A 21815-nucleotide genomic window follows, 5' to 3' on the forward strand; every position below is an offset into this window, starting at 1 on the left:
CGTCGAGGAATCTATGAAAAAACTCATATCCGCCTTTATTATCGGTGCGATGGCATTACCAGTGTACGCTACTGAACTTTCGTTTATTAATGAAATCGAGCCGTTAGTGCTCAACGGTAAAGAGCTGACTGGTAATGATTATAAAAGTGCTCAAGTGATAAACTTGAAAGAGGGTCAAAACCAGCTCGTATTCGCCCTTGATCAATTGGTTGTTGAGGATGGGCGTCGTAACAAATTGGTTTTTCCGACAGTCATCATCAGATTTGACCTAGCGTCAGATCCAGTCACTCTCAGTTACCCAGTCCTCCGCAACGCCGAGCAAGCGAAAAAATTCCGCAACGCATTGGATTTCTCATTGCTAGATTCTCACGGCAACCCTGTGGATTACCAAGTTGATTTATTGCATGTCAAAGGCATTTCACCGTTCAACGACCTCGAAGCGGCGATGGCGGAGTATAACCAGCAAGGAGGCATTGCCGCAGTAACAGCACAACAAAGCGTTCCCCTGCATCATTCCGAGGCACAGCAGCCAACTGGCTCGGTCACAACTCGCGCCGCGTTAGAGCAAGATTTTCTCTTTCTGCCACTAGAGGAGCGGCAAGCGTTTGTCGCTTGGGCTGTTCAACACCTGAATAACTAATAAAACATCCATCTCATGGATTGTAGATTTGCATATCGGTGCTAAAATAACGCGCAATTTTGGCACCGCTCGATAAATGAGTCAGGTGCGGTCATTTAGACAATCAAGGTATTTTACATGACGGTTAAAACTCGTTTTGCTCCAAGCCCAACAGGCTACCTACACGTTGGTGGTGCGCGCACTGCACTTTACTCATGGCTGTTTGCCAAGAACCAAGGTGGTGAATTTGTTCTACGTATTGAAGATACAGACCTAGAACGTAACTCTCAGGAAGCGGTTGATGCCATTCTTGAAGGTATGCAATGGATGGGGCTAGAGTGGGACGAGGGCCCGTATTTCCAGTCGAAGCGTTTTGACCGATACAACGAGATGGTTGATAAGCTGCTGGCGGAAGATAAAGCGTACAAATGTTATGCGTCTAAAGAGCTGCTTGATGAGATTCGCGCAGAGCAAGAAGCGAACAAAGAGATGCCACGTTATGATGCGCAACATCCTAAGATTGTTGCAGCCAATGCGGCAGCCAAAGAGGGTGACCCTTGTGTGATCCGTTTCCGTAACCCGAAACAGGGTAGTGTTGTCTTTGATGACCAAATTCGTGGTCGCATTGAAATTGGTAACGATCAACTCGACGATTTGATCATTCGTCGTACTGATGGCTCACCAACTTACAACTTTGTTGTCGTGGTTGATGACTGGGATATGGGCATTACCCACGTTGTCCGTGGTGAAGACCACATCAACAACACCCCACGTCAGATCAATATCTACAAAGCGCTAGGCGCACCTGTACCGACTTTTGCACACTGTGCGATGATCCTAGGCGATGATGGTGCCAAGCTGTCTAAGCGTCATGGCGCGGTTTCAGTGATGCAATACCGTGATGAAGGTTACTTGCCGAATGCATTGAACAACTACCTAGTGCGTTTAGGTTGGTCTCACGGTGATCAAGAGATCTTCTCGCAACAAGAGATGATTGACCTATTCAGCTTGAATGCCATTTCTAAATCGGCCTCTGCGTTCAACACAGAAAAGCTGTTGTGGTTAAACAACCACTACATCAAGACATCACAGCCTGAGTACGTGGCTGAGCATCTTCAGTGGCACCTAGACAACCAGAAGCTGGATACCACAAATGGTCCTGCGATTACCCAAGTGATCAAGCTGGTGGGTGAGCGCTGCAATACCTTAGTTGAACTTGCGCAGCAAATTCGCTATTTCTACGAAGACTTTGCTGAGTTTGAGGCGGGCGCAGCGAAGAAACACCTACGAGGTGTGGCGAAAGAGCCGCTTGAGCTGGCGCTGGCCAAAGCGGAAGCACTGGCTGATTGGTCAACAGATAGCATCAAACAGGGCGTAATTGCCGCTGTGTGTGAAGAGCTAGAAATTGGCATGGGTAAAATTGGTATGCCGCTTCGTGTTGCCGTGACGGGTGGCGGTCAATCGCCGTCAGTGGATGCAGTGATGGAGCTAGTCGGCAAAGAGCGCTGTATTGCTCGAATCAAAATGGCACTGGCTTTCATCGCCGAGCGCGAAGCCAACGCCTAACAGACCTTTCTGAAACAAGACCGCAGCTTAAACGCTGCGGTTTTTTTTTTGCCTGTTAATGTTTTAAAAATGAGACGAGGTTATTTAATTTGGGCTTTGAGTCAATATTTTGTTAACTGCATCGCATTGCTGGTGTTTTTGTGTATATTTGCGTGGCAGCCTGATGGTGGTGCTTATCGATGATTACCAATTGGTAACAATCCATTAGCTCAGTATGGCTTGATAAAACAACAAATAAGGTAGGAAGTGAGATGAATAAGTTAGCAGTGATGGTTTCTAGTGCACTAGTGCTCGCATCAGCCGGCGCCAATGCGCAATTTTATCTTGGTGGTAAAGTCGGGACATCGTGGTTGGATGATGCTTGCACAGCGGTAACGGCAACTTGCGATGATGAGTCGATTGCCGCTGGTCTGCTTGCAGGCTACGAATTTTTTGATTTTCTGTCGCTTGAGGCTGGTTATGACTATTTAGGAGAGTTTAGCGCAGCCGGTTTAAATGATGAAAAAGTCAAAGCTTACACCCTAGCACCCAAGCTCAATTTGGCATTAAACGAAGATTGGTCTCTATACGGTAAGTTTGGTGGTGCCCGTGTTGAGTATGGAAGCTATAACGATAGCTCTTTTCTTGGTGCGGTAGGTCTTGAACTGGATTCCCATAAAAATGTTACCGTACGGCTAGAGTATCAACGCCTCACCGACGTAAGTAACCCTTGGGCCAAGGCAGCAGTGAATAGCGCTACACTAGGTTTTGTGTATAAATTTGGTGCTAGTCCGCAGTCGGTATCTGAACCGGTCGTCATGGAAGAAAAAGTGGTTCAACCAATGGTAGAAGAGGTGAAGCCTGAGGTCGCACCAGCACCAGTGGTCAAAACTTTCCAAGCTAAAGTTATCGATTCTGGCGCATTCGCCCATGATAGCACGACGCTCAAATCCGAAAGCCAGCCAGCGATCACCGAACTTGCGAGCTTTATGAAGCAATTCCCACAGTCTAAAGTTGAGGTGACGGGCTACACGGATTCGTCTGGTCCAGCCGCTTACAACCAAAAGCTCTCTGAGAAACGAGCTCAATCGGTAGCTGCTGCGTTGATTGAACAAGGTATTGCTCCAGAGCGCATTACCGCAACAGGCCAAGGGGAAAACAACCCTATCGCAACCAACGATAGTCCGCAGGGCCGAGCGAAAAACCGTCGAGTAGAGATCGTGGTACCGAGCTTTGAGTACCAAGAGTAACGACTCTTTTCTTTGATAAAAACCGTAAAGCCCTGGTGAACATCCAGGGCTTTCTACTTAATGCTTCGGCTACTTTAGATCGATACTGTTTAAGCGGCCCATAAACTCAAGAATCTCTAAGTTCTCTTTATTGGCCGCTAATAATGCTTTCTTGGTTTTAGAGTAGGCCGCTAACCGACCATGTTTTTTGATTGAGCAAACCACACTGCGGTATATAAGCTTGCCATTCTCATCATAGTTACGCCACGCGGCAATGTAGCATTCATCTTTTGCGTCTGGGTTTTCTTTGGTTGGTCTGGGTTTAAAAATGATTTTAGGCTCTAAAGAGTGCGGAAGGCGAGTCATCAGATAAGGATCTTTGAGTAGTCTGCGCCAAAACTTGCCCCACATTTCACTGCCTAGCTCGTTGCGCAGCTTAATGGCCTTTTTTAATCCTTTTTTTTCACCGATACGGATGTAACCCACCGAACGATGCAGCACCTTATCATCTGGGGTGTGGATATGGATTTTGAATGCGGTCTTGGCCTTAGAAATAAAGCGATGGCCAGTATTGGTTTCTAGATTACTCTTCTTCATAACCGGGTTATCTATAACTTTGTTAATAGATATTTTAGATGAAACTAGCCGAATCGTGAAGACAACAAAAAATAAAGAGCTACAACCGATGAACGGCTATAGCTCTAATATCTGGCGCTCCCGACAGGATTCGAACCTGTGACCTGCCCCTTAGGAGGGGGCCGCGCTATCCAGCTGTGCCACGGGAGCATACCTATATGATACTGATACTTAGCGAGAAGTTAAGTATCAAATTCATACCAAACAGCATAAATATCTGGTCATTCTTGCTGGTTAAAATCGCTTATAGCGTCGTTATAGCTATGTTTGCAAGGAATGGTGTAGGTAGGTCAACTAGCTAGCTGCAATCTATGCCTTGCTCTCAGCGATTTTTCCTGCACAATTATCTGATCACCTATTTATCCCGTTTGGTATCAGTGATCACAGCTGTTTGTGCATAACATCGCCAATTTGGATGCTGCCGGCAAGCTCTGCTTGATCGACAGTCAGCTCAGCTTCGTTTTCATACACACGTGATACAGTCAGGGTGATATCGGTTTCGGTGACCTTGTTACGAGGGAGACCCCGTTGGTCGATAAATGATCCCGTGTGCCACAACTGCAGTTTGTCACCTTGTTGGACCCCATGGATGCGACCTAAGTCGATCGTAATGGTATTGCCCCATTTTGCCACCACTTCTGGCAGCGTAATCTTACATGACAGTTCAGACTCAAGGTCGAGCATAATGTTACGGCTTACGCGCAACATCATAGTGCCATAGGTCGACGACCAAAAACGTGCGCTACGAGTGTCTACTTGGCTGGTTTTGGCAAACGGCCAGCGGGCAACTTCGCGGTAATTGCGATTGTATACTTCGTTGCCGGTTTTGCCGTCAAATACCGTCATTTCTAAGGCGAACTGACGATTGATAATGTCATCAGACAACAACTTGCTCTCTATTGTTGCGGTTAAGTCGGTAATAACGCCGCCGATGATGTATTGGGCACCAGTGTCTTCGGCGATCATTTTTAGTCGCTCAGGGTAGCGCTTATTAATCTCGAAATCTGTGGTACCGACGGAGACAAAGTTCACCGACTCTTGATCTAACTGACGGTTGATGATGCCGGCAAAATCGTCACCAACGTCGTATATCTGGCCCATGACAGCCTGTTGGGGAGAGGCAATATCGACATTGCCGACCAAAAATGTCTTTTTATATTGGTTAACATGGCAACCTGTTGCCGATGGGTAGATGTCGACTCTGGCTTTCACCAGCATAACCCCCTGGCTTACTTCCTGTTCATCAACGACGATGTAGCGAATTTCGCTATTGGTAAATTGATACTCTTTACGGTTGCTTTCTAGTAGTGGCCTCAGATTGGCGATGCTGCCGATGTCGGCGCCGGCAAAACTGACTGCTTTATAGAGTGCATCTTCTAAAGCATGAATGCGCGCGACCTCCTCGGAAGAGACAACCGTGGCAGAACCTGTGACTTCATACCAGCCCGCAGAGACAGCATGACTCCACAAACTGATGCAGAGTGTAGATAACAACACAAGTAGAGACTTTTTCATGTTTATTTACCAAGTTGGTTCATTTTTTGCTTAATAATTCTTAGCGGATTCGGGTGTTGCTTTTTAAAATGATTGCACAGGATGAAAAGCAAAGAATGTTCCACTTTTAGAAGAGAGCTAAAAGATTCGACATTTTACGCCTTAATGTATCGGAGATTAGAGAATGAAAAGATGGCTATCGCTAGTGCCCGTGGTGTTTCTCACTGCCTGTGCCTATGCGCCAATTTATAACGGTAAAGAACCTTACTCAGGTTCGCAGTTTATGTTGATGGAAAGCCCGCGTCATACTCTTGACTTCTTTGTCGAGAGCATGACAGAGGATTTAATGATTTCAAATACCAGTGTCTCCGCACGTACGCCGATAGCGGTGACCTCCTTTGTTGATCTGCAAAATATGGATGCAACCAACTGGCTGGGCAACTCAGTATCCGAAGGGTTTATTCATCAGTTTCAGCGCCGCGGATTTAAAGTGGTCGACTTTAAAACCACGGGTTCGATTCAAGTGACGCATCAAGGTGATTTTGCCTTTAGCCGAGATTGGAAAGATTTGGCGCAAGAGCAAGATATCCAGTATGTCCTGACGGGCACTATGTTGCGCCAAGAGGGTGGGGTATTGGTCAATGCTCGAGTGGTTGGAATGCAATCGCGTGTGGTTGTAGCAACCGCTCAAGGTTTCTTACCAGCAGATCGTATCGGCCGAGATCTCGATACCCTTAACAGTATTCGAACTCAAGACGGTGTGCTGATTCGTTCAGACCCGACGATGACCCAACCATACACGGTTATTTTGCGTCCATAGGGAGAACACATGAAAAAGCTATTACTCCTAGCGGTGGCGTTGGTGATGGTTGGATGTCAGCCGCTCAATACTATGCGTCCTGATGACTGGCTCACGGCGGTAGGTTACGCCAGCATTAGCGAACAAATCGGCCGCAATGAAGAAGAGAAACAAGTACGAGCCATGCGTGCCTCAAAAATCGATGCGTACCGCGAGTTAGCCGAGCAAGTTTACGGTATGCGTGTCAGTGGCCGCGCTGATCTCAAAGATCAACGACTCGGCACTGAACGCACCTCAGGGGCTGTAGATGGTGTGATTCGTGGTGCGGAAGTAGTCAGGAGCTACAAAGTTGGTGACAGTTATGTTACTGAACTGCGCCTTGATATCCAAAAAATGAACAAGCTGCGTGACTACGGTGAGGTACAACAGGTGCCAGAGAAAAGGCAGCAAACTCTGTTCTAATAGTTTCACTCTACTCCGACTGCAAACAAAAAGCGGCAATCGTATGATTGCCGCTTTTTCTATTCATGTTTGACCGATTACGCCTTGATATTGGTGCCCAAGGTAGTCACATTTTTGGTTTGCCCCTCGGCGGTATAGGTCATGCCGAGTTTGCCTTGAGATTGCTGCATCAGGTTGTTGAGCTTATTGAAACTCAACTGCGCACGTTGCAAGGCTTGACCATTGATATCGTTCTTTTGCTGACACTCACTAACTAGTTGTCGGATTTCGTCAACCAGAGGGCTCAACTCTGGATCGGAATTTAAATCTTCAACGTCAGGATGACGACGAATTCGTTCGTCTGTGGTTTGCAATTGTTCGATCAAAGTGATTTTTTGTTTGGCACATTGCTCGATATCTTTCGAGACTCGGCTCGCTATGGCATGCTTTTCTTGATCAAGGACGTCACTCAACTGTTGGGCGTTTTTGTGCTGAAACTGAACTAATCCTAGTAGTGCTGCCATAAACTAAATCTCGTGCTTACAGTCCGCCGAGTTCTTTTTCGAACTTCATCATGTTATCAGCGAGCTTCTCTGGATTGACGGTATAAGAACCATTGGCGATAGCTTCTTTAATCGCTGCCACTTTTGCTTGGTCAAAGCTTGGCTTAGCTGCCATCTGAGTATGCATTTCTCCCATCGCCTTACCCTGTGAGCTAAGTGACACTGCATCCTGAGCGACACTCGACTTTTTTGCTGAGTCAGAGCCGCTGGTCGCACTGCTTTCATTGCGCACGGAACTTCGTGTCGAAGTCGAGAGCGGTTGTCCCGAGCGTATGTTATCGATACCTGCCATAGTTGAGCCTTTTAATTAGATAGATACTTGTACTGTCAATATCGACCATACTAGCGGAAACTTTAACTTTTTTTGCAATCAGTTAAAACACCACAGTTACTTCAGAAATTCCAGTCACGCGTCCTTCAATTATACGGTTGGATTTACTATTTTTCACTCTTATCTGTTCACCATGTGAACCATCTGTCAGTGCTACCCCTTTTGTGGTGATAGTCATGCCCAAGTTTGTCGCCTTAATAGTCACGGTTTCATTGCGACACACCACGCAGATATCGCGTTGCTCGATGACTTCTCCCACGCGTAAGTTTTTCTTGGTTTTTGCGCCCACAACCGCGTCTATTGAGGAAAACCCTTGCCGCCTAAAGCGTTGCAGGTCTACCATACTAACAGTGACGTCTTGCGCTGAGATAAGCTGTCCGCGTGATAGTGCTGTCGTTAGCACCACTTGTGGACCAGTTCGAGTCAAACGTACCGGAACATAAATACGCCAATCGTCGTCTGGACATTCCACGAGCACAGTGATGTTACTTGCACTAGGATTAACAGATGAAGAAGAGGTTGATAGTCCTGTGGGGCAATCAGTGGTAAAAATCCGAGTGTCGATGTTCGCCGCTGTGGCTTCTAGCGTACCACCAGGTGGCCACTCAATTGTCGAAAGTATGTACTCCTCTGCAGCGAGTTGAATATTTTCGATTTGGCTTTCTGTTGCAGATGTCGCTGAAAAACTAAAGAAAAACAAGAAAAAGCCGATAGACTTATAAAACTTTTTATAGAAAGCTCTACAATTAGTTATGGAAAACGAGCAGAAGGGTGATTTAGGATATTGCATTCTGTTTCTCATCTGTTTTCATCACGTAGGGTAGACTACCATTTTTTTGCACCAAGTTTGAGATGGAGATGAGCTTATGACGGGTATTCTTGATTCGGTGAATCAGCGTACGCAACTCGTCGGTCAAAACCGATTAGAACTCTTAACGTTTCGCCTGATGGGGCGTCAACGTTACGGGATTAACGTATTTAAAGTAAAAGAGGTTCTTCAGTGCCCTAAGCTCACCTCAATGCCAAATCTACACCGCCTAGTTAAAGGGGTTGCGCACATTCGTGGCCATACCGTTTCGGTGATCGATTTAAGCTTGGCTGTCGGCGGCAGACCGACTACTGATGTCGATAAGGCCTTTGTGGTGATTGCCGAGTTCAACCGTACCATTCAAGCTTTCTTGGTGACGTCGGTAGAGCGTATTATCAATATGCACTGGGAGGCGATTTTGCCGCCGCCAGAAGGCGCGGGTAAGTCGAACTACCTCACCGCGGTCACCAATATCGATAACGAGTTGGTCGAAATCCTCGATGTCGAGAAGATCCTTGCAGAAATCGCACCAGTTGATGAAACTATGGATGCGTCGATCGGTGAAGAGATAGCGCAGGCCGAAACCGAGAAAGAAATTGTTCGTCGTATATTGATTGCCGATGACTCGACGGTAGCGCGTAAACAGGTTGAGCGAGCCATTACTTCGCTAGGTTTTGAAGCCGTGTCAGTCATTGATGGCAAAAAAGCCTACGAAAAGTTGATGGAAATGGCCGCCGAGGGCAGTATCTATGATCAAATCTCACTTGTTATCTCCGATATTGAAATGCCGGAGATGGACGGCTATACATTAACTGCAGAGATCAGACGTAATCCGGATCTGAAAGACCTTTATGTTATTCTTCACTCTTCACTGAGTGGGGTGTTTAACCAAGCAATGGTGGAGCGAGTTGGCGCGAATTCGTTTATCGCCAAATTCAATCCAGATGAGCTTGGTAATGCGGTAAAAGCTGCACTTACAAAATAAAAGAGACGTTAATGACAGCGATAACTATAAGCGATCAAGAGTATCGTGATTTCAGCCGCTTTTTGGAGTCACAGTGCGGTATTGTACTGGGAGACAGTAAGCAATACTTGGTAAGAAGTCGCTTGAGCCCACTGGTTACTAAGTTTAAGTTGGGCTCATTGTCAGACTTGCTCAGAGATGTTGTTACTGGGCGTAACCGAGAGTTGCGCGTTGCTGCCGTGGATGCAATGACAACCAATGAAACGCTCTGGTTTCGTGATACTTACCCGTTTGAAGTTTTAGCCAATAAATTGCTGCCGGAAGTGGCGGCAAATAAACGCCCGATCAAAATCTGGTCAGCGGCAAGTTCTTCTGGTCAAGAGCCATATTCGATGGCGATGACAATTTTAGAAACTCAGCAACGTAAACCTGGGATGCTACCTAGCGTATCGATCACGGCCACTGACATCTCTACTAGTATGTTGGATATGTGTCGCGCTGGTGTCTACGATAACCTGGCCCTAGGGCGCGGCTTGTCTCCCGAGCGTCGACGCAGCTTCTTTGAAGACGCTGGTGACGGTAGAATGAAGGTGAAAGACAACGTGAAGCGTTTGGTTAACTTCCGCCCTCAGAACTTGATGGATAGCTATGCGTTGCTAGGTAAGTTTGACATTATCTTCTGCCGCAACGTGCTGATCTATTTCTCGCCTGATATGAAATCTCAGGTTTTAAATCAGATGGCCAATAGTTTAAACCCCGGTGGCTACTTACTGCTGGGGGCATCAGAATCCTTGACCGGATTGACCGACAGGTTCGAGATGGTGCGCTGTAACCCAGGTATCATCTACAAACTCAAGTAACTCGTTCTAGACTCTGTTTACGCCCAGCAATCCTGCTGGGCGTTTTTGTATCCCTCTCTGCTTTGCAACTATACTAGCGATGAGTCATTCCAAACTCGCAGTTAATAGTCAAGTCAATCAAGTTGGCTTAGTTATTGCTCAATCAATCTCGAAAGCAAATTGAAGAAGATTTTTATAGTTGGTACGCAAATTGCTTTTACTTTTAGAGTAACGGTCAGTTCTTTTAGTAGAGGTCAACATGGCTATTTCTTTTGACAACGCATTAGGTATCCACCAGCACACGGTGGGCGTACGTGAGCGCAATGCTGAGGTGATTTCCACCAACATTGCTCAAGCGAACACGCCTGGCTATAAGTCTAAAGGGATGGACTTTCAAAAGGCATTGCAGGCGGCAACATCAGGGGCAAGTATTGGACTTAGCCGCACTGACAGTCGGCATATTCCTGCCTCTACTCGGGTGACAGGTGAAGTCATGTATCGTCTTCCGACACAGCCTGACACGGGTGATGGCAACACGGTGGATGTGGATTTAGAACGTAACTTGTTTATGCAAAACCAAATCCGTCATCAAGCCTCACTTGACTTCTTAGGAAGTAAATTCAAGAACTTAACGAAAGCGATAAAGGGGAGTAACTAGATGAGCTTATTTAACGTTTTCAATGTAACTGGTTCTGCCATGAGCGCTGAATCTGTTCGTCTAAATACGACCTCGAGTAACCTGGCAAACGCAGACAGTGTTTCTAGCTCCGCTAAAGACACCTACAAAGCTCGCCACGCGGTATTCGGTGCTGAGTTAAGTAAGGCAAAGTATGGCCGCGACCATACGGTGCCAGTGAAGGTGATGGGCATCATCGAAAGTGATAAACCGCTGAGCGCGGAGTACAACCCTGAGCACCCGCTCGCGAATGACGAAGGGTATATCTACAAACCTAACGTCAACGTGATGGAAGAAATGGCCAATATGATTTCTGCTTCTCGTTCGTATCAAACTAACGTTCAAGTAGCAGATGCTAGTAAACAAATGCTGCTGCGTACGCTGCAGATGGGTCAATAGGAGATAGAGTATGGCCGGAGACATTAATAATGTTGGTCAAAACGGCTTGTCCTATATTGACCAGCTTAAACAACTTCAAGAGAAGAATAAGCCCAATGAGACCACGGGTAAGCAAGATCTTAAACAAGAAGACTTCCTATCCTTACTCACTAAGCAGCTCGCTCAGCAAGACCCGTTTAAGCCGGTCAGTAATGACCAGATGATTGCGCAAATGGCGTCTTTCGCAACCGTTGATGGTATTGGCAAAATGAACAATCAGTTCGAAACGCTTAATGCATCAATGACCTCAAACCAGGCTTTGCAAGCGTCTTCATTGGTAGGGCGTGATGTACTGGTTCCAGGTGCGGCGGGCGTTAAACAAGATGACGGCAGTATGGCTGCTATGGTTAAGCTTCCACAATCAGTAGACAACTTGATGGTGAGAGTCGAAGACCAAATGGGGCAGCTAGTTCGCACCTTCGACGTCGGCGCTAAACCTTCGGGTGACAGTCGCGTTGAATGGGACGGCAAAGATCAGAACGGTAATCCATTGCCGGCTGGCAAATACAAGGTGAAAGCCTCGGGCTTGCTAGATGGGACAGCGAAAGAGTTTGAGGTTTCGACCTATGCAAACGTCAATAGCGTCCTGTTAGGTAAAGGTGATGGTAACGTACTACTCAATCTGGCTGGCTTTGAGTCGCCAGTTCGACTTGCTGAAGTACTAGAAGTTGGCAAAGCGTAACTCTTAAGTAGATATGCTAGCTAGATAGGAGATTTTGGAATGTCATATGTTGCACTAAGCGGTTTATCCGCAGCTCAGTTAGATCTGAATACCACCAGTAACAACATCGCGAACGCAAACACGTTCGGCTTTAAAGAGTCACGTGCAGAGTTTGGCGATGTTTACTCAAATTCACTCTTTACTCATGCGAAAACTACGCCTGGGCAAGGTGTTCAAGCGGCGCAGGTTGCTCAACAGTTCCACGAAGGTTCAAGTATTTATACCAACAACCCAATGGACTTGCGAGTGTCTGGCACAGGGTTCTTTGCTGTCGCTAAAGACAGACTCACACCGACCTCCAATGAGTTAACTCGAAATGGGGCATTCCACCTCAATAAAGATAACTACATGGTAACGGCCAATGATGAGTTCTTACTTGGCTACCAAGTGAACCCGGACACCGGTGATGTGCTCTCCTACGAGCCGTCTCCGATCAACATTCCAAAAGAGTTCGGTAAGCCTAAGCAAACGTCGAATATAGAGGTTGGTGTTAACCTACCTGCCAATGGCGATCTCAAAGATCCGGCACTGTTTGATTATACCGATCCAGAAACGTACAACCGTTCTACGTCATCAACGATTTATGACTCTATGGGTCAATCGTACAAGCTGACCACTTACTACCTCAAAGATCAAAATCAGCCGAATACGTGGCAAACTTACTACACTGTTACCGACAGTGCGGGTGAGAAACCGATCAATATTGTGGGTGGTGATGCGACAAGTCCTACTGGGCACATCGGTCATACTATGCGTTTTAACAATGACGGCACACTAGCAAGCTTGAACAATGGACAAAACATTGTATCTGAGCCACTGGGCGCGGGAGCAAACCCTGTCGACCTCAACGGCGCAGACGTCAATCAAACTCTGTCGTTCGGGCTTGATAGTGCCACTCAGTTTGCCGCACCATTCGAGTTAACTAAGTTTGATGAAGACGGTGCGACAACAGGCTTCTTGACCAAAGTTGACATCGATGAAAACGGTAGCGTTCTTGGTACCTATTCAAATGGTGAAGCGAACACTCTGGGCCGTGTTGCCTTGGTGCGTGTTGCCAATGAGCAGGGCTTAGATAAGAAAGGTGGCACCCAGTGGGATTCTACTCAAATGTCGGGCGCGAAAGTCTGGGGTGAGTCGAACAAAGGTTCATTTGGTACTATTAACAGTGGTGTTCTTGAACAATCTAACATCGATATGACGCAAGAGCTGGTCGATTTGATTTCAGCACAACGCAACTTCCAAGCGAACTCTCGTTCTCTTGAAGTTCACAATCAAACTCAGCAAAACATCTTGCAGATTCGTTAATCCATTAACGATAGCGATAACGGGAGTAAGTGGGTGGCAAACATCCGCTTACTCCTTTGCCTCTGTGGCAAATTCCCTCATCTATTCTTTCCTCTCTTTCTTTGCCGCATCCTTTTCAAATTATTGAAAAATAGACTTTTTTATTTTTGGCATATCTATTGCTTATATCACTGTGAATTGTGATTTTTGGAGCAAATTATGGATCGTGCACTGTTTCTCGCTATGAGCGGCGCCAAGCAAAATATGCAGGCATTGCAGCTTAGAGCGAACAACTTAGCCAACGTCAGCACTACGGGATTCCGTGCTGATTTGGCGCAAGCTCGCTCAATGCAGGCTTATGGCGAGGGTTTACCAAGCCGGGTATTTAGCATGACAGAGCGTCCGGGACATGATTTCCAACAAGGTAGCGTGATCACCACTGGCCGAGATCTTGACGTCACTATCCAAGGTGATGGCTGGATTGCAGTATTAGATAAAACCGGCAAGGAAGGTCTAACGCGTAACGGTAACCTAAATATCGATGCCAACGGCCTACTAACCAACGGCAATGGCAATCTGGTGTTAGGCGAGACCGGCGCGCCGATAACTTTGCCGATACCGATCAGTAAAGTCGAAATCGGCAATGACGGTACCATCTCCGTCGTTCCTCAAGGGGCGCCCGCGGATGCGATTGAAGTCGTAGACCGAATTAAACTGACGCGCACCAATAATCAATCACTATTCAAAGATGTTAACGGCTTGTTCCGTGCAAAAGATCCTAATGCGGCATACGAAGCGGATGCCGGTGTCAAACTGCTCACTGGGGCGATTGAAGGGAGTAACGTCAATGCGATTGGCGAGATGACCAGCCTTATCGACTTGCAACGCCAATTTGAGATGCAAGTGAAAATGATGAGCACCGCAGAAGAGATGGACAAAGCGTCCGACTCTCTGCTTCGTATGAGCTAATAATAGTTAGGAGAAGGTTATGCATCCGGCATTGTGGGTAAGTAAAACGGGCTTAGATGCCCAACAAACCAATATTTCCACCATTTCAAACAACTTGGCAAACGCTTCCACCGTTGGTTATAAAAAAAGCCGTGCGGTGTTTGAAGACTTGTTTTATCAAAACATTAACCAACCTGGCGGTCAGTCTTCGCAAAATACCGAGTTGCCTAGTGGCCTTATGCTCGGTGCGGGTGCCAAGGTGGTGGCAACACAGAAAGTTCACACTCAAGGTAATACCCAGACGACCAATAACAGCCTAGATATGATGATTGAAGGTGATGGTTTTTTCCAAATTCTAATGCCTGATGGCAACATAGGTTATACCCGTAATGGTCAGTTTACGGTCAATGATGAGGGAGTCATTGTCACCTCAGGCGCCGGTTACGCGCTAGAGCCTGAAATTGCTATCCCAGCTGATGCGATTAGCATTACGGTTGGCAACGATGGCGAAGTTTCAGTGCGGGTTCGAGGCCAGCAAGATAACCAAGTTGTTGGTCAAATTGCCACGGTCGATTTTATCAATCCAGGCGGCCTAGAGCCGATAGGTCAAAACCTTTACTTGCCGACAGGTGCTAGTGGTGATCCTCAAGAGGGGGTCCCCGGTTTAGATGGCTTTGGTGAAGTAAGACAGTCGATGCTTGAAACCTCCAATGTCAATGTGACCGAAGAGTTAGTCAACATGATCGAAGCTCAACGTGTGTATGAGATGAACTCAAAAGTGATCTCTGCGGTCGACAAAATGATGAGTTTTGTCAATCAGCAACTCTAAACGGGCGAGGATAATATAATGAATCGATTACTTGCGTTATTGATAATGGCAGTAATGTCTGGCTGTTCTATGTTAGAGACGCCTATCGAAACTCCGGATGTCGTTCAGGGTACCACTAATGTTGATGCGGTGGAGGGAGACAAATCTGAGCAAGAAGGTGGCGGTATCATAGATACGCTTCGCGGCAGAGCCGACCCGGTTGCTGGGGACCCAGCTTGGGCACCGATTCACCCTAAGCATAAGCCGGAGCACTATGCGGCAGAAACGGGCTCTCTGTTTAACGCGGCAATGAGCAACAGCTTATACGATGATTACAAACCGCGAGGCATTGGTGACATCATTACGGTGCGACTAAACGAGCAGACCAAAGCGGCTAAGAGTTCAGACGCCGACTTGTCAAAAAACAACGATGCGTCGATGGACCCACTGGAAGTCGGTGGACAACAGCTTAACCTCGGCGACTACAATTTTTCATACAATTTAAGTAACGACAACAAATTTAGTGGCAGTGCGGCGGCCAATCAGAGTAACAGCATTTCGGGGTCGATCACGGTGGAAGTGATTGAAGTATTGGCCAATGGCAATCTAGTGATCCGTGGCGAGAAATGGTTAACACTCAATACTGGTGACGAGTACATCCGCCTCAGCGGGACGATTCGGCCAGACGACATTGACTACGAAAATACCATTGCCTCAAACCGTATTTCGAATGCAAGAATCCAATATTCAGGCACTGGAACACAACAAGATATGCAAGAACCTGGGTTCTTGGCACGATTCTTTAATGTCTCTCTCTAATACCATCTGATGCCGCTTTTTTGGCGTGCATTATCGGTGGCTCAGGTAAGAGAATGGGTACGATTATGAAAAAGTGTTTGATCCTAATAACAAGCTGGTTGTTAATCGCAACAACCGCGCATGCCGCGCGAATTAAGGATGTCGCGCAAGTGGCAGGCGTACGTAGTAACCAATTAGTCGGTTACGGCTTAGTGACCGGATTGCCGGGCACGGGTGAGAAAACACCCTTTACCGATCAAAGCTTTAATGCCATGTTGCAAAAGTTTGGCATTCAATTGCCACCCGGCACTAAGCCTAAGACTAAAAACGTTGCCGCTGTGATTGTGACCGCTGAAATGCCAGCGTTTTCCAAGCAGGGGCAAACCATAGACGTAACGGTCTCTTCTGTTGGTGCGGCCAAGAGTTTACGTGGTGGCACCTTGATGCAAACCATGTTGAAAGGTCTCGATGGGCAAATCTATGCCGTAGCGCAAGGTAACCTTGTGGTAAGCGGCTTCAGTGCTACCGGTGCCGATGGTTCAAAAATTGTGGGGAACAACCCAACTGCAGGGATGATCTCCAACGGCGCCATTGTCGAGCGAGAAATCCCATCGCCATTTGGTCGCGGTGATTACATTACCTTCAACCTACTTGAGTCAGATTTTACTACCGCTCAGCGCATGGCGGACGCGGTCAACAATTTCCTCGGTCCACAAATGGCCTCAGCGGTTGATGCTACATCGGTCAAGGTGCGCGCTCCTCGTGATGTGACGCAACGAGTTGCGTTTCTGTCTGCGATAGAAAATATAGAGTTTGACCCTGCTGATGGTTCCGCCAAAATCATCGTTAATTCGCGTACGGGTACCATAGTGGTCGGCAAACATGTGCGCTTAAAACCGGCGGCGGTTACGCACGGTGGCATGACAGTCGCTATCAAAGAGAATCTGAATGTTAGTCAGCCAAATGCGTTTGGTGGTGGCGAAACGGTTGTGGTGCCCGACTCGGATATTGAGGTTACTGAAGAGCAAGGCAAAATGTTTAAGTTTGAACCTGGCTTAACGCTGGATGATCTTGTCCGCGCAGTGAACGAAGTGGGCGCAGCTCCATCGGATTTAATGGCCATCTTGCAAGCGCTGAAGCAGGCAGGTGCGATTGAAGGACAACTGATCGTTATCTAAGGAATGCGAAGATGATAAACAATGGCAACGATATTGGTTTTATTCACGACATTTCGAGCTTAGATAAGCTACGTAAGCAGGCGGTCAATGGTGAAGAAGGCAGTGAACAAGCCGCATTGACCGCAGCCGCGAAACAGTTTGAAGCTATCTTTACGTCAATGCTGTTTAAATCCATGCGCGATGCGAACTCTACGTTCGAATCGGGTTTAATGGACAGCCAAAATCAGCAATTCTACCGCCAAATGATGGACGAGCAGATGTCATCAGAATTGAGCGCTTCAGGCTCATTAGGGTTGGCAGATATGATCGTTGCGCAGCTTTCATCAGGCAGTATTGAAAATCAGAACGCCAACAACCGTAGCACCGATTTTGAAGCAATAATGACTAAAGTAGATGCGGTGCGTAACGAACGCGCGCAGGCGACCACGGTTGAGCACGCAGAGCCAGTATCACGTTCTCGCTTTGACTCACCCGAGTCTTTTGTTACCTCGATGAAGCCTTATGCCGAAAAAGCAGCGCGCGCTTTAGGTGTCGACTCATCGTTACTGCTTGCTCAAGCGGCGCTCGAAACAGGCTGGGGGCAAAAGGTAGTCAATAATGCTCGTGTTAGCAGTAACAACTTGTTCAATATCAAAGCTGACAGAAGTTGGGATGGCGACAAAGTTGCGACGCAAACCCTAGAGTACCACCAGGGTGTTCCGGTCAAAGAGCAAGCAGCGTTCCGTTCATACTCAAGTTACGAAGAGAGCTTCAACGATTACGTTCGTTTCCTCAATCAGAACCCACGTTATACCATGGCACTGCGTCATGGTGGCAATGATGAAGCCTTTATTCGCGGCATCCATCAAGCCGGTTATGCGACCGACCCTGCCTATGCCGATAAAGTGCTGCGCGTGAAGCAGCGTATTGATCAGATGTAGTCTGAGCGTAGCGCTACCAGAGTCGAGTTCGCTTTGCTCCGAGAGTCGAGATCGGACTTCGTCCTGCGAGAATTTAGAACGGGCTGCGCCCTTCGAGTAGGGCTTTTAATGAGCGAGTCGAAAGTGGCAGGCTAAGCTGGACGGAACTTAAGCTTAATCGTCTGAATTTAAAGGAAAAGGGTTGACATGCATGGTCAACCTTCCAAGATTTTCTCGCTTCTCGCTTCTCGCTTCTCGCTTCTCGCTTCTCGCTTCTCGCTTCTCGCTTCTCGCTTCTCGCTTCTCGCTTCTCGCTTCTCGCTTCTCGCTTCTCGCTTCTCGCTTCTCGCTTCTCGCTTCTCGCTTCTCGCTTCTCGCTTCTCGCTTCTCGCTTCTCGCTTCTCGCTTCTCGCTTCTCGCTTCTCGCTTCTCGCTTCTCGCTTCTCGCTTCTCGATTTGGCACACATATTGCAATTTCTCATACAGATACTCAGTTTTTACTGATTTTTAAAGGTTTCTTGGGGGCAATATGGCGTCTGATCTTCTGAATCTTGGTGCACAAAGTGTGCTGACGGCTCAGAGACAACTGAACACCACAGGTCATAACATCTCTAATGTGAATACAGAGGGTTATAGCCGTCAGTCGGTGATACAAGGCACAAATATGCCGCGCCAATACGGTGGGGAAACCTACGGTATGGGTGTCCACGTGGAAAAAGTTCGCCGCTCTTGGGATCAATTTGCCGTTAATGAGTTGAATCTTTCCACCACCAATTATGCCAACAAAGTCGATAACGAAGAGAATTTGGAGATGCTATCCAATATGCTCTCGTCGGTTGCATCGAAAAAGATCCCAGAAAACCTCAACGAATGGTTTGATGGCGTGAAGTCATTGGCGGATAGTCCTAATGATGTCGGCGCGCGTAAAGTGGTGCTAGAAAAGGCTGAACTGATCACGCAAAACCTCAACGATTTCCATGAGACCATCCGTCGTCAGTCTGATGTCACCAATAAAAAACTGGATTTGGGTATCGAGCGCGTTAACCAACTGGCGCTAGAGATTCGAGATTTGCATCGCTTGATGATGCGTACACCTGGCCCGCATAACGACTTGATGGACACCCATGAAAAGCTGGTGGCAGAGCTATCTGAGTACACTAAGGTAACAGTGACGCCGCGTAAAAATGCTGAAGGCTTTAATATTCATATCGGCAATGGCCATACACTCGTGTCTGGGACCGAAGCCAGTGAACTTAAAATGATTGATGGTTATCCCGATGTTCATCAACGTCGCCTTGCGATGATTGAGGGGAAAGGGATCAAAGCCATTACCACCAAAGACATTGACGGAAAAATTGGTGCCATGCTCTCAATGCGTGATGAAAAAATCCCGCAGTTAATGGATGAGTTGGGTAAGTTGGCTACCTCTTTTTCTTATGAAGTCAACAAGCTACAGTCACAAGGCCTGGATTTGCGTGGCAACATTGGCGGATTGATGTTTACCGACGTCAACTCTGACATTGTGGCTAAATCTCGTGTCGTCACGGCTTCTAATTCTACTGCCGATCTCGCGGTATATATAGAAAACACCGCTGATCTCGTTGGTGGTGAGTACTCCTTGCAATACAACGATGGCGATTACTATATTACTCGTCCGTCTGGAGAGCAGTTCGTGGTGCCGGTCGTGGATGATGCAATCAGCATCGATGGTCTACGCATTGAAATTCGCGAAGGTTTACAATCCGGTGAACGGGTACTTCTGCGTCCTACCCGCAGTGGCGCAGCGCAGATGAAGCTCGAGACCAATGACCCTAGTGATATCGCCGCACAGAGCTATGAAGCGTCGACCACCTTTGCTCAAGGTAAGGCTAAGTTCCGCATCGAAGCAGCGGGGGCGTTGCGTGAGTTTGAAGTGGTGATTTCTCCAGATGGCACTCAATTTGCCGTAACCGATACCAAAGGCAACATACTGTTGCAACCGCAGGCCTATCCACCATCAGGTGTGGTGACGGTCCAAGGCACAAGTTTCGAGCTAACGGATGGCGCTTTGCCGAACGATAAGTTTACGGCAAACCTTGTCCCATCAGAAGGCGATAACGGCAACTTGAGAAAGATGCAGAACATTCAGACCGATAAGAAACTCAATGATGGTGAATCGACCATCTTGGACATTTATCACAACCTCAATACCGATGTGGGGCTGCAAATGTCGACCGCATCGCGTCTGACCGATGTGTCTCGTTTGGAGAAAGAGGCCGCGCAAGAACGCGTTGCGTCAATTGCCGGGGTTAACCTCGATGAAGAGGCGGCCAATATGATGAAATTTCAGCAAGCGTATATGGCGTCGTCGCGGATCATGCAAGCCGCCAATGATACCTTCAATACGATTTTGGCATTGAGATAGGAGGCGTAAATCATGAACCGTATTTCCAGCTTCCACAACTATCAGTCGGTACAAAACGATCTTCGTCGCCAAGAAGCGAAAGTCCATCATAACCAAGCGCAGTTGGCTTCGGGTAAGAAACTGATGAAAGCCAGTGATGATCCATTGGCGACACATTACATCCAGAATATCGGTCAACAGAAAGAGCAGTTGCGCCAATATACCGATGCGATTGTTCTGACTCGAAACCGTCTTGAGCATCATGAAGTGATCATTTCTAACGCCGAACAGTTTACTGATGAGGCTAAGCGAACCGTGATGGAAATGATCAACGGTGCGTTATCTCCAGAAGATCGCTTGGCCAAGCGTCGCGAGATTCAAGAGCTTGCCGCGAATTTCCTTAACTTGGTTAATGTACAAGACGAATCGGGTAACTATATTTTTGCCGGCACCAAACCGAAGAATCAGCCTTTCTTTAGAGATAGAAACGGCGATGTGGTTTATGCGGGCGACGATTACCAGCGCAAGATGAAGATCTCCAACAGCCTTGAAATGCCAATCAACGATCCTGGCAGTAAGCTGTTTATGGAAATCGATAATCCGTTTGGCGATTTTTCCCCTCAATACAATTTGCAAGAAGCGTCTGAACTGCTGCTTGAGCGCGCCATTAATTTGAACCCAGATGACAACTCGACTTATAAGGTAACGTTTGTCGATATGCCAAACGGTCAGTACGGGTATCAGTTGGAGCGTGATGGTTCTGTAGTCCAGGCTGACACGTTTGACCCGACCAAAGGGATCAAATACGAAGATGTGTCGATTCAAGTGAAAGGGCAAATCACCAGAGGTGATGAGATCACATTAGAGCCTCGTCGTAGCTACAGTATTTTTGAAACGTTCAAAGATGCAATGAGGCTATCTGAGGGCTCAGTATCAGACGCATCTAACACCGCGCAGTTGCATCAGATCACTCAAGAGTTTCATTCTGCGTTTATTCACTTAACCAAAGCGCGCACCGATGTTGGTGCTCGTTTAAATACGCTCGATATTCAAGAAGAGCAACATGCAGACTTCAAGATGACGTTGGCAAAGTCGAAGAGTAATTTTGAAGATTTGGACTATGCCGAAGCGATTATCGAATTTAATGAAAACTCGCGCGCGTTGCAGGCATCGCAGCAAGCGTTTGGTAAAACAAAAGATCTCACTCTATTTAATTACATCTAAGCTCAATGCCTTATGTGCTAATGCCATATGTGCGAGATAGAAGATATGCCACCGGGTGGCAAAAGAGTGGCAATTAAGCGGCAATCAGGTTGCCGCCGGATTTGAACAGAAAATATTCAATCCGAATAAAGCCTGAACATGTTACATAAGTGACTAATATATGTGGAAATTTTAATTTTTCCGATTGGTT

At 47.1% G+C, this 21815-nt stretch carries 24 protein-coding genes and 1 tRNA gene; 18 read left to right on the plus strand and 7 right to left on the minus strand.

Annotation, left to right across the window (positions count from 1 at the left end):
- Positions 1-13 precede the first annotated feature (13 nt).
- The 3 genes from MTO69_RS03635 (at position 14) to MTO69_RS03645 (ending at position 3414) form a co-directional block, all read left to right on the plus strand.
- Complete coding sequence (locus tag MTO69_RS03635; RefSeq protein WP_248331226.1) at positions 14-640, plus strand: YccT family protein; 627 nt, start codon at positions 14-16, stop codon at positions 638-640.
- A 117-nt stretch (positions 641-757) separates the two neighbouring features.
- The gene (gene gltX / locus MTO69_RS03640) at positions 758-2185 is read left to right on the plus strand and encodes a glutamate--tRNA ligase (protein WP_248331228.1); all 1428 of its coding nucleotides are present in this window, start codon (positions 758-760) and stop codon (positions 2183-2185) included.
- A gap of 251 nt (positions 2186-2436) precedes the next feature.
- A complete protein-coding gene (locus tag MTO69_RS03645; RefSeq protein ID WP_248331230.1) occupies positions 2437-3414 on the plus strand; it encodes an OmpA family protein in 978 nt (325 codons plus the stop codon).
- Between the two features lie 69 nt (positions 3415-3483).
- Here the strand turns inward: MTO69_RS03645 and MTO69_RS03650 are convergent, their stop codons facing one another.
- The 3 genes from MTO69_RS03650 to MTO69_RS03660 all read right to left on the minus strand — a co-directional run bounded on the left by MTO69_RS03650 (position 3484) and on the right by MTO69_RS03660 (position 5544).
- Complete coding sequence (locus tag MTO69_RS03650) at positions 3484-3990, minus strand: Fe3+-citrate ABC transporter substrate-binding protein (RefSeq protein ID WP_248331232.1); 507 nt, start codon at positions 3988-3990, stop codon at positions 3484-3486.
- A gap of 112 nt (positions 3991-4102) precedes the next feature.
- A tRNA-Arg gene (locus MTO69_RS03655) sits at positions 4103-4179 on the minus strand.
- Positions 4180-4410: 231 nt separating this feature from the next.
- Positions 4411-5544, minus strand: a complete 1134-nt coding sequence (locus MTO69_RS03660; protein WP_248331234.1) for a flagellar assembly protein FlgT — start codon at positions 5542-5544, stop codon at positions 4411-4413.
- Between the two features lie 163 nt (positions 5545-5707).
- Here MTO69_RS03660 and MTO69_RS03665 point away from each other — a divergent pair, with 163 nt between their 5' ends.
- On the plus strand, positions 5708-6343 hold the full coding sequence (locus MTO69_RS03665) for a FlgO family outer membrane protein (protein ID WP_248331237.1): 636 nt from the start codon (positions 5708-5710) through the stop codon (positions 6341-6343).
- A 9-nt stretch (positions 6344-6352) separates the two neighbouring features.
- Positions 6353-6784 (plus strand): LPP20 family lipoprotein, encoded by a 432-nt coding sequence (gene flgP, locus MTO69_RS03670; protein WP_248331239.1) that lies wholly within the window; start codon positions 6353-6355, stop codon positions 6782-6784.
- A gap of 77 nt (positions 6785-6861) precedes the next feature.
- Here flgP and MTO69_RS03675 read toward each other — a convergent pair whose 3' ends face one another.
- From MTO69_RS03675 to flgA, 3 genes are all read right to left on the minus strand, one after another.
- On the minus strand, positions 6862-7287 hold the full coding sequence (locus MTO69_RS03675; RefSeq protein WP_248331241.1) for a flagella synthesis protein FlgN: 426 nt from the start codon (positions 7285-7287) through the stop codon (positions 6862-6864).
- Between the two features lie 16 nt (positions 7288-7303).
- Positions 7304-7618: a flagellar biosynthesis anti-sigma factor FlgM gene (gene flgM, locus MTO69_RS03680; RefSeq protein ID WP_248331243.1), complete on the minus strand. Its 315-nt coding sequence runs from the start codon at positions 7616-7618 to the stop codon at positions 7304-7306.
- A gap of 82 nt (positions 7619-7700) precedes the next feature.
- The gene (gene flgA, locus MTO69_RS03685; RefSeq protein WP_248331244.1) at positions 7701-8447 is read right to left on the minus strand and encodes a flagellar basal body P-ring formation chaperone FlgA; all 747 of its coding nucleotides are present in this window, start codon (positions 8445-8447) and stop codon (positions 7701-7703) included.
- 76 nt (positions 8448-8523) lie between these two features.
- On the opposite strand from flgA, the gene MTO69_RS03690 reads away from it, so the two are divergent.
- The 11 genes from MTO69_RS03690 (at position 8524) to flgJ (ending at position 18039) form a co-directional block, all read left to right on the plus strand.
- Positions 8524-9450, plus strand: coding sequence for a chemotaxis protein CheV (locus tag MTO69_RS03690; protein WP_248331247.1), 927 nt, complete (start codon positions 8524-8526; stop codon positions 9448-9450).
- 11 nt (positions 9451-9461) lie between these two features.
- Complete coding sequence (locus MTO69_RS03695; protein WP_248331249.1) at positions 9462-10289, plus strand: protein-glutamate O-methyltransferase; 828 nt, start codon at positions 9462-9464, stop codon at positions 10287-10289.
- Between the two features lie 238 nt (positions 10290-10527).
- Complete coding sequence (gene flgB, locus MTO69_RS03700) at positions 10528-10926, plus strand: flagellar basal body rod protein FlgB (RefSeq protein ID WP_248331251.1); 399 nt, start codon at positions 10528-10530, stop codon at positions 10924-10926.
- The gene (gene flgC, locus MTO69_RS03705) at positions 10927-11343 is read left to right on the plus strand and encodes a flagellar basal body rod protein FlgC (protein ID WP_248331253.1); all 417 of its coding nucleotides are present in this window, start codon (positions 10927-10929) and stop codon (positions 11341-11343) included.
- A gap of 10 nt (positions 11344-11353) precedes the next feature.
- Entirely contained in the window at positions 11354-12064 is a 711-nt protein-coding gene (flgD, locus tag MTO69_RS03710) for a flagellar hook assembly protein FlgD (RefSeq protein ID WP_248331255.1), read from the plus strand.
- A gap of 39 nt (positions 12065-12103) precedes the next feature.
- Positions 12104-13408 carry a flagellar hook protein FlgE gene (gene flgE, locus MTO69_RS03715; protein ID WP_248331257.1) on the plus strand — a complete coding sequence of 435 codons (1305 nt, stop codon included), beginning with the start codon at positions 12104-12106 and terminating at the stop codon, positions 13406-13408.
- 198 nt (positions 13409-13606) lie between these two features.
- Positions 13607-14356: a flagellar basal-body rod protein FlgF gene (gene flgF / locus MTO69_RS03720; RefSeq protein ID WP_248331259.1), complete on the plus strand. Its 750-nt coding sequence runs from the start codon at positions 13607-13609 to the stop codon at positions 14354-14356.
- A gap of 19 nt (positions 14357-14375) precedes the next feature.
- On the plus strand, positions 14376-15164 hold the full coding sequence (flgG, locus tag MTO69_RS03725) for a flagellar basal-body rod protein FlgG (RefSeq protein ID WP_248331261.1): 789 nt from the start codon (positions 14376-14378) through the stop codon (positions 15162-15164).
- Between the two features lie 18 nt (positions 15165-15182).
- A complete protein-coding gene (flgH, locus tag MTO69_RS03730; protein ID WP_248331263.1) occupies positions 15183-15962 on the plus strand; it encodes a flagellar basal body L-ring protein FlgH in 780 nt (259 codons plus the stop codon).
- A 65-nt stretch (positions 15963-16027) separates the two neighbouring features.
- Positions 16028-17119, plus strand: a complete 1092-nt coding sequence (locus MTO69_RS03735; protein ID WP_248331264.1) for a flagellar basal body P-ring protein FlgI — start codon at positions 16028-16030, stop codon at positions 17117-17119.
- An 11-nt stretch (positions 17120-17130) separates the two neighbouring features.
- Positions 17131-18039 (plus strand): flagellar assembly peptidoglycan hydrolase FlgJ, encoded by a 909-nt coding sequence (gene flgJ, locus MTO69_RS03740; protein ID WP_248331266.1) that lies wholly within the window; start codon positions 17131-17133, stop codon positions 18037-18039.
- A 194-nt stretch (positions 18040-18233) separates the two neighbouring features.
- Here flgJ and MTO69_RS03745 read toward each other — a convergent pair whose 3' ends face one another.
- Entirely contained in the window at positions 18234-18500 is a 267-nt protein-coding gene (locus MTO69_RS03745; protein ID WP_248331268.1) for a hypothetical protein, read from the minus strand.
- Between the two features lie 47 nt (positions 18501-18547).
- On the opposite strand from MTO69_RS03745, the gene flgK reads away from it, so the two are divergent.
- Both flgK and flgL read left to right on the plus strand, forming a co-directional pair.
- Positions 18548-20422, plus strand: coding sequence for a flagellar hook-associated protein FlgK (gene flgK / locus MTO69_RS03750; RefSeq protein WP_248331270.1), 1875 nt, complete (start codon positions 18548-18550; stop codon positions 20420-20422).
- A 9-nt stretch (positions 20423-20431) separates the two neighbouring features.
- Positions 20432-21625, plus strand: coding sequence for a flagellar hook-associated protein FlgL (gene flgL / locus MTO69_RS03755; RefSeq protein ID WP_248334329.1), 1194 nt, complete (start codon positions 20432-20434; stop codon positions 21623-21625).
- Positions 21626-21815 lie beyond the last annotated feature (190 nt).

Origin of the sequence: Vibrio sinaloensis (genome assembly GCF_023195835.1) — a bacterium.
GTDB lineage: Bacteria > Pseudomonadota > Gammaproteobacteria > Enterobacterales > Vibrionaceae > Vibrio > Vibrio sinaloensis_C.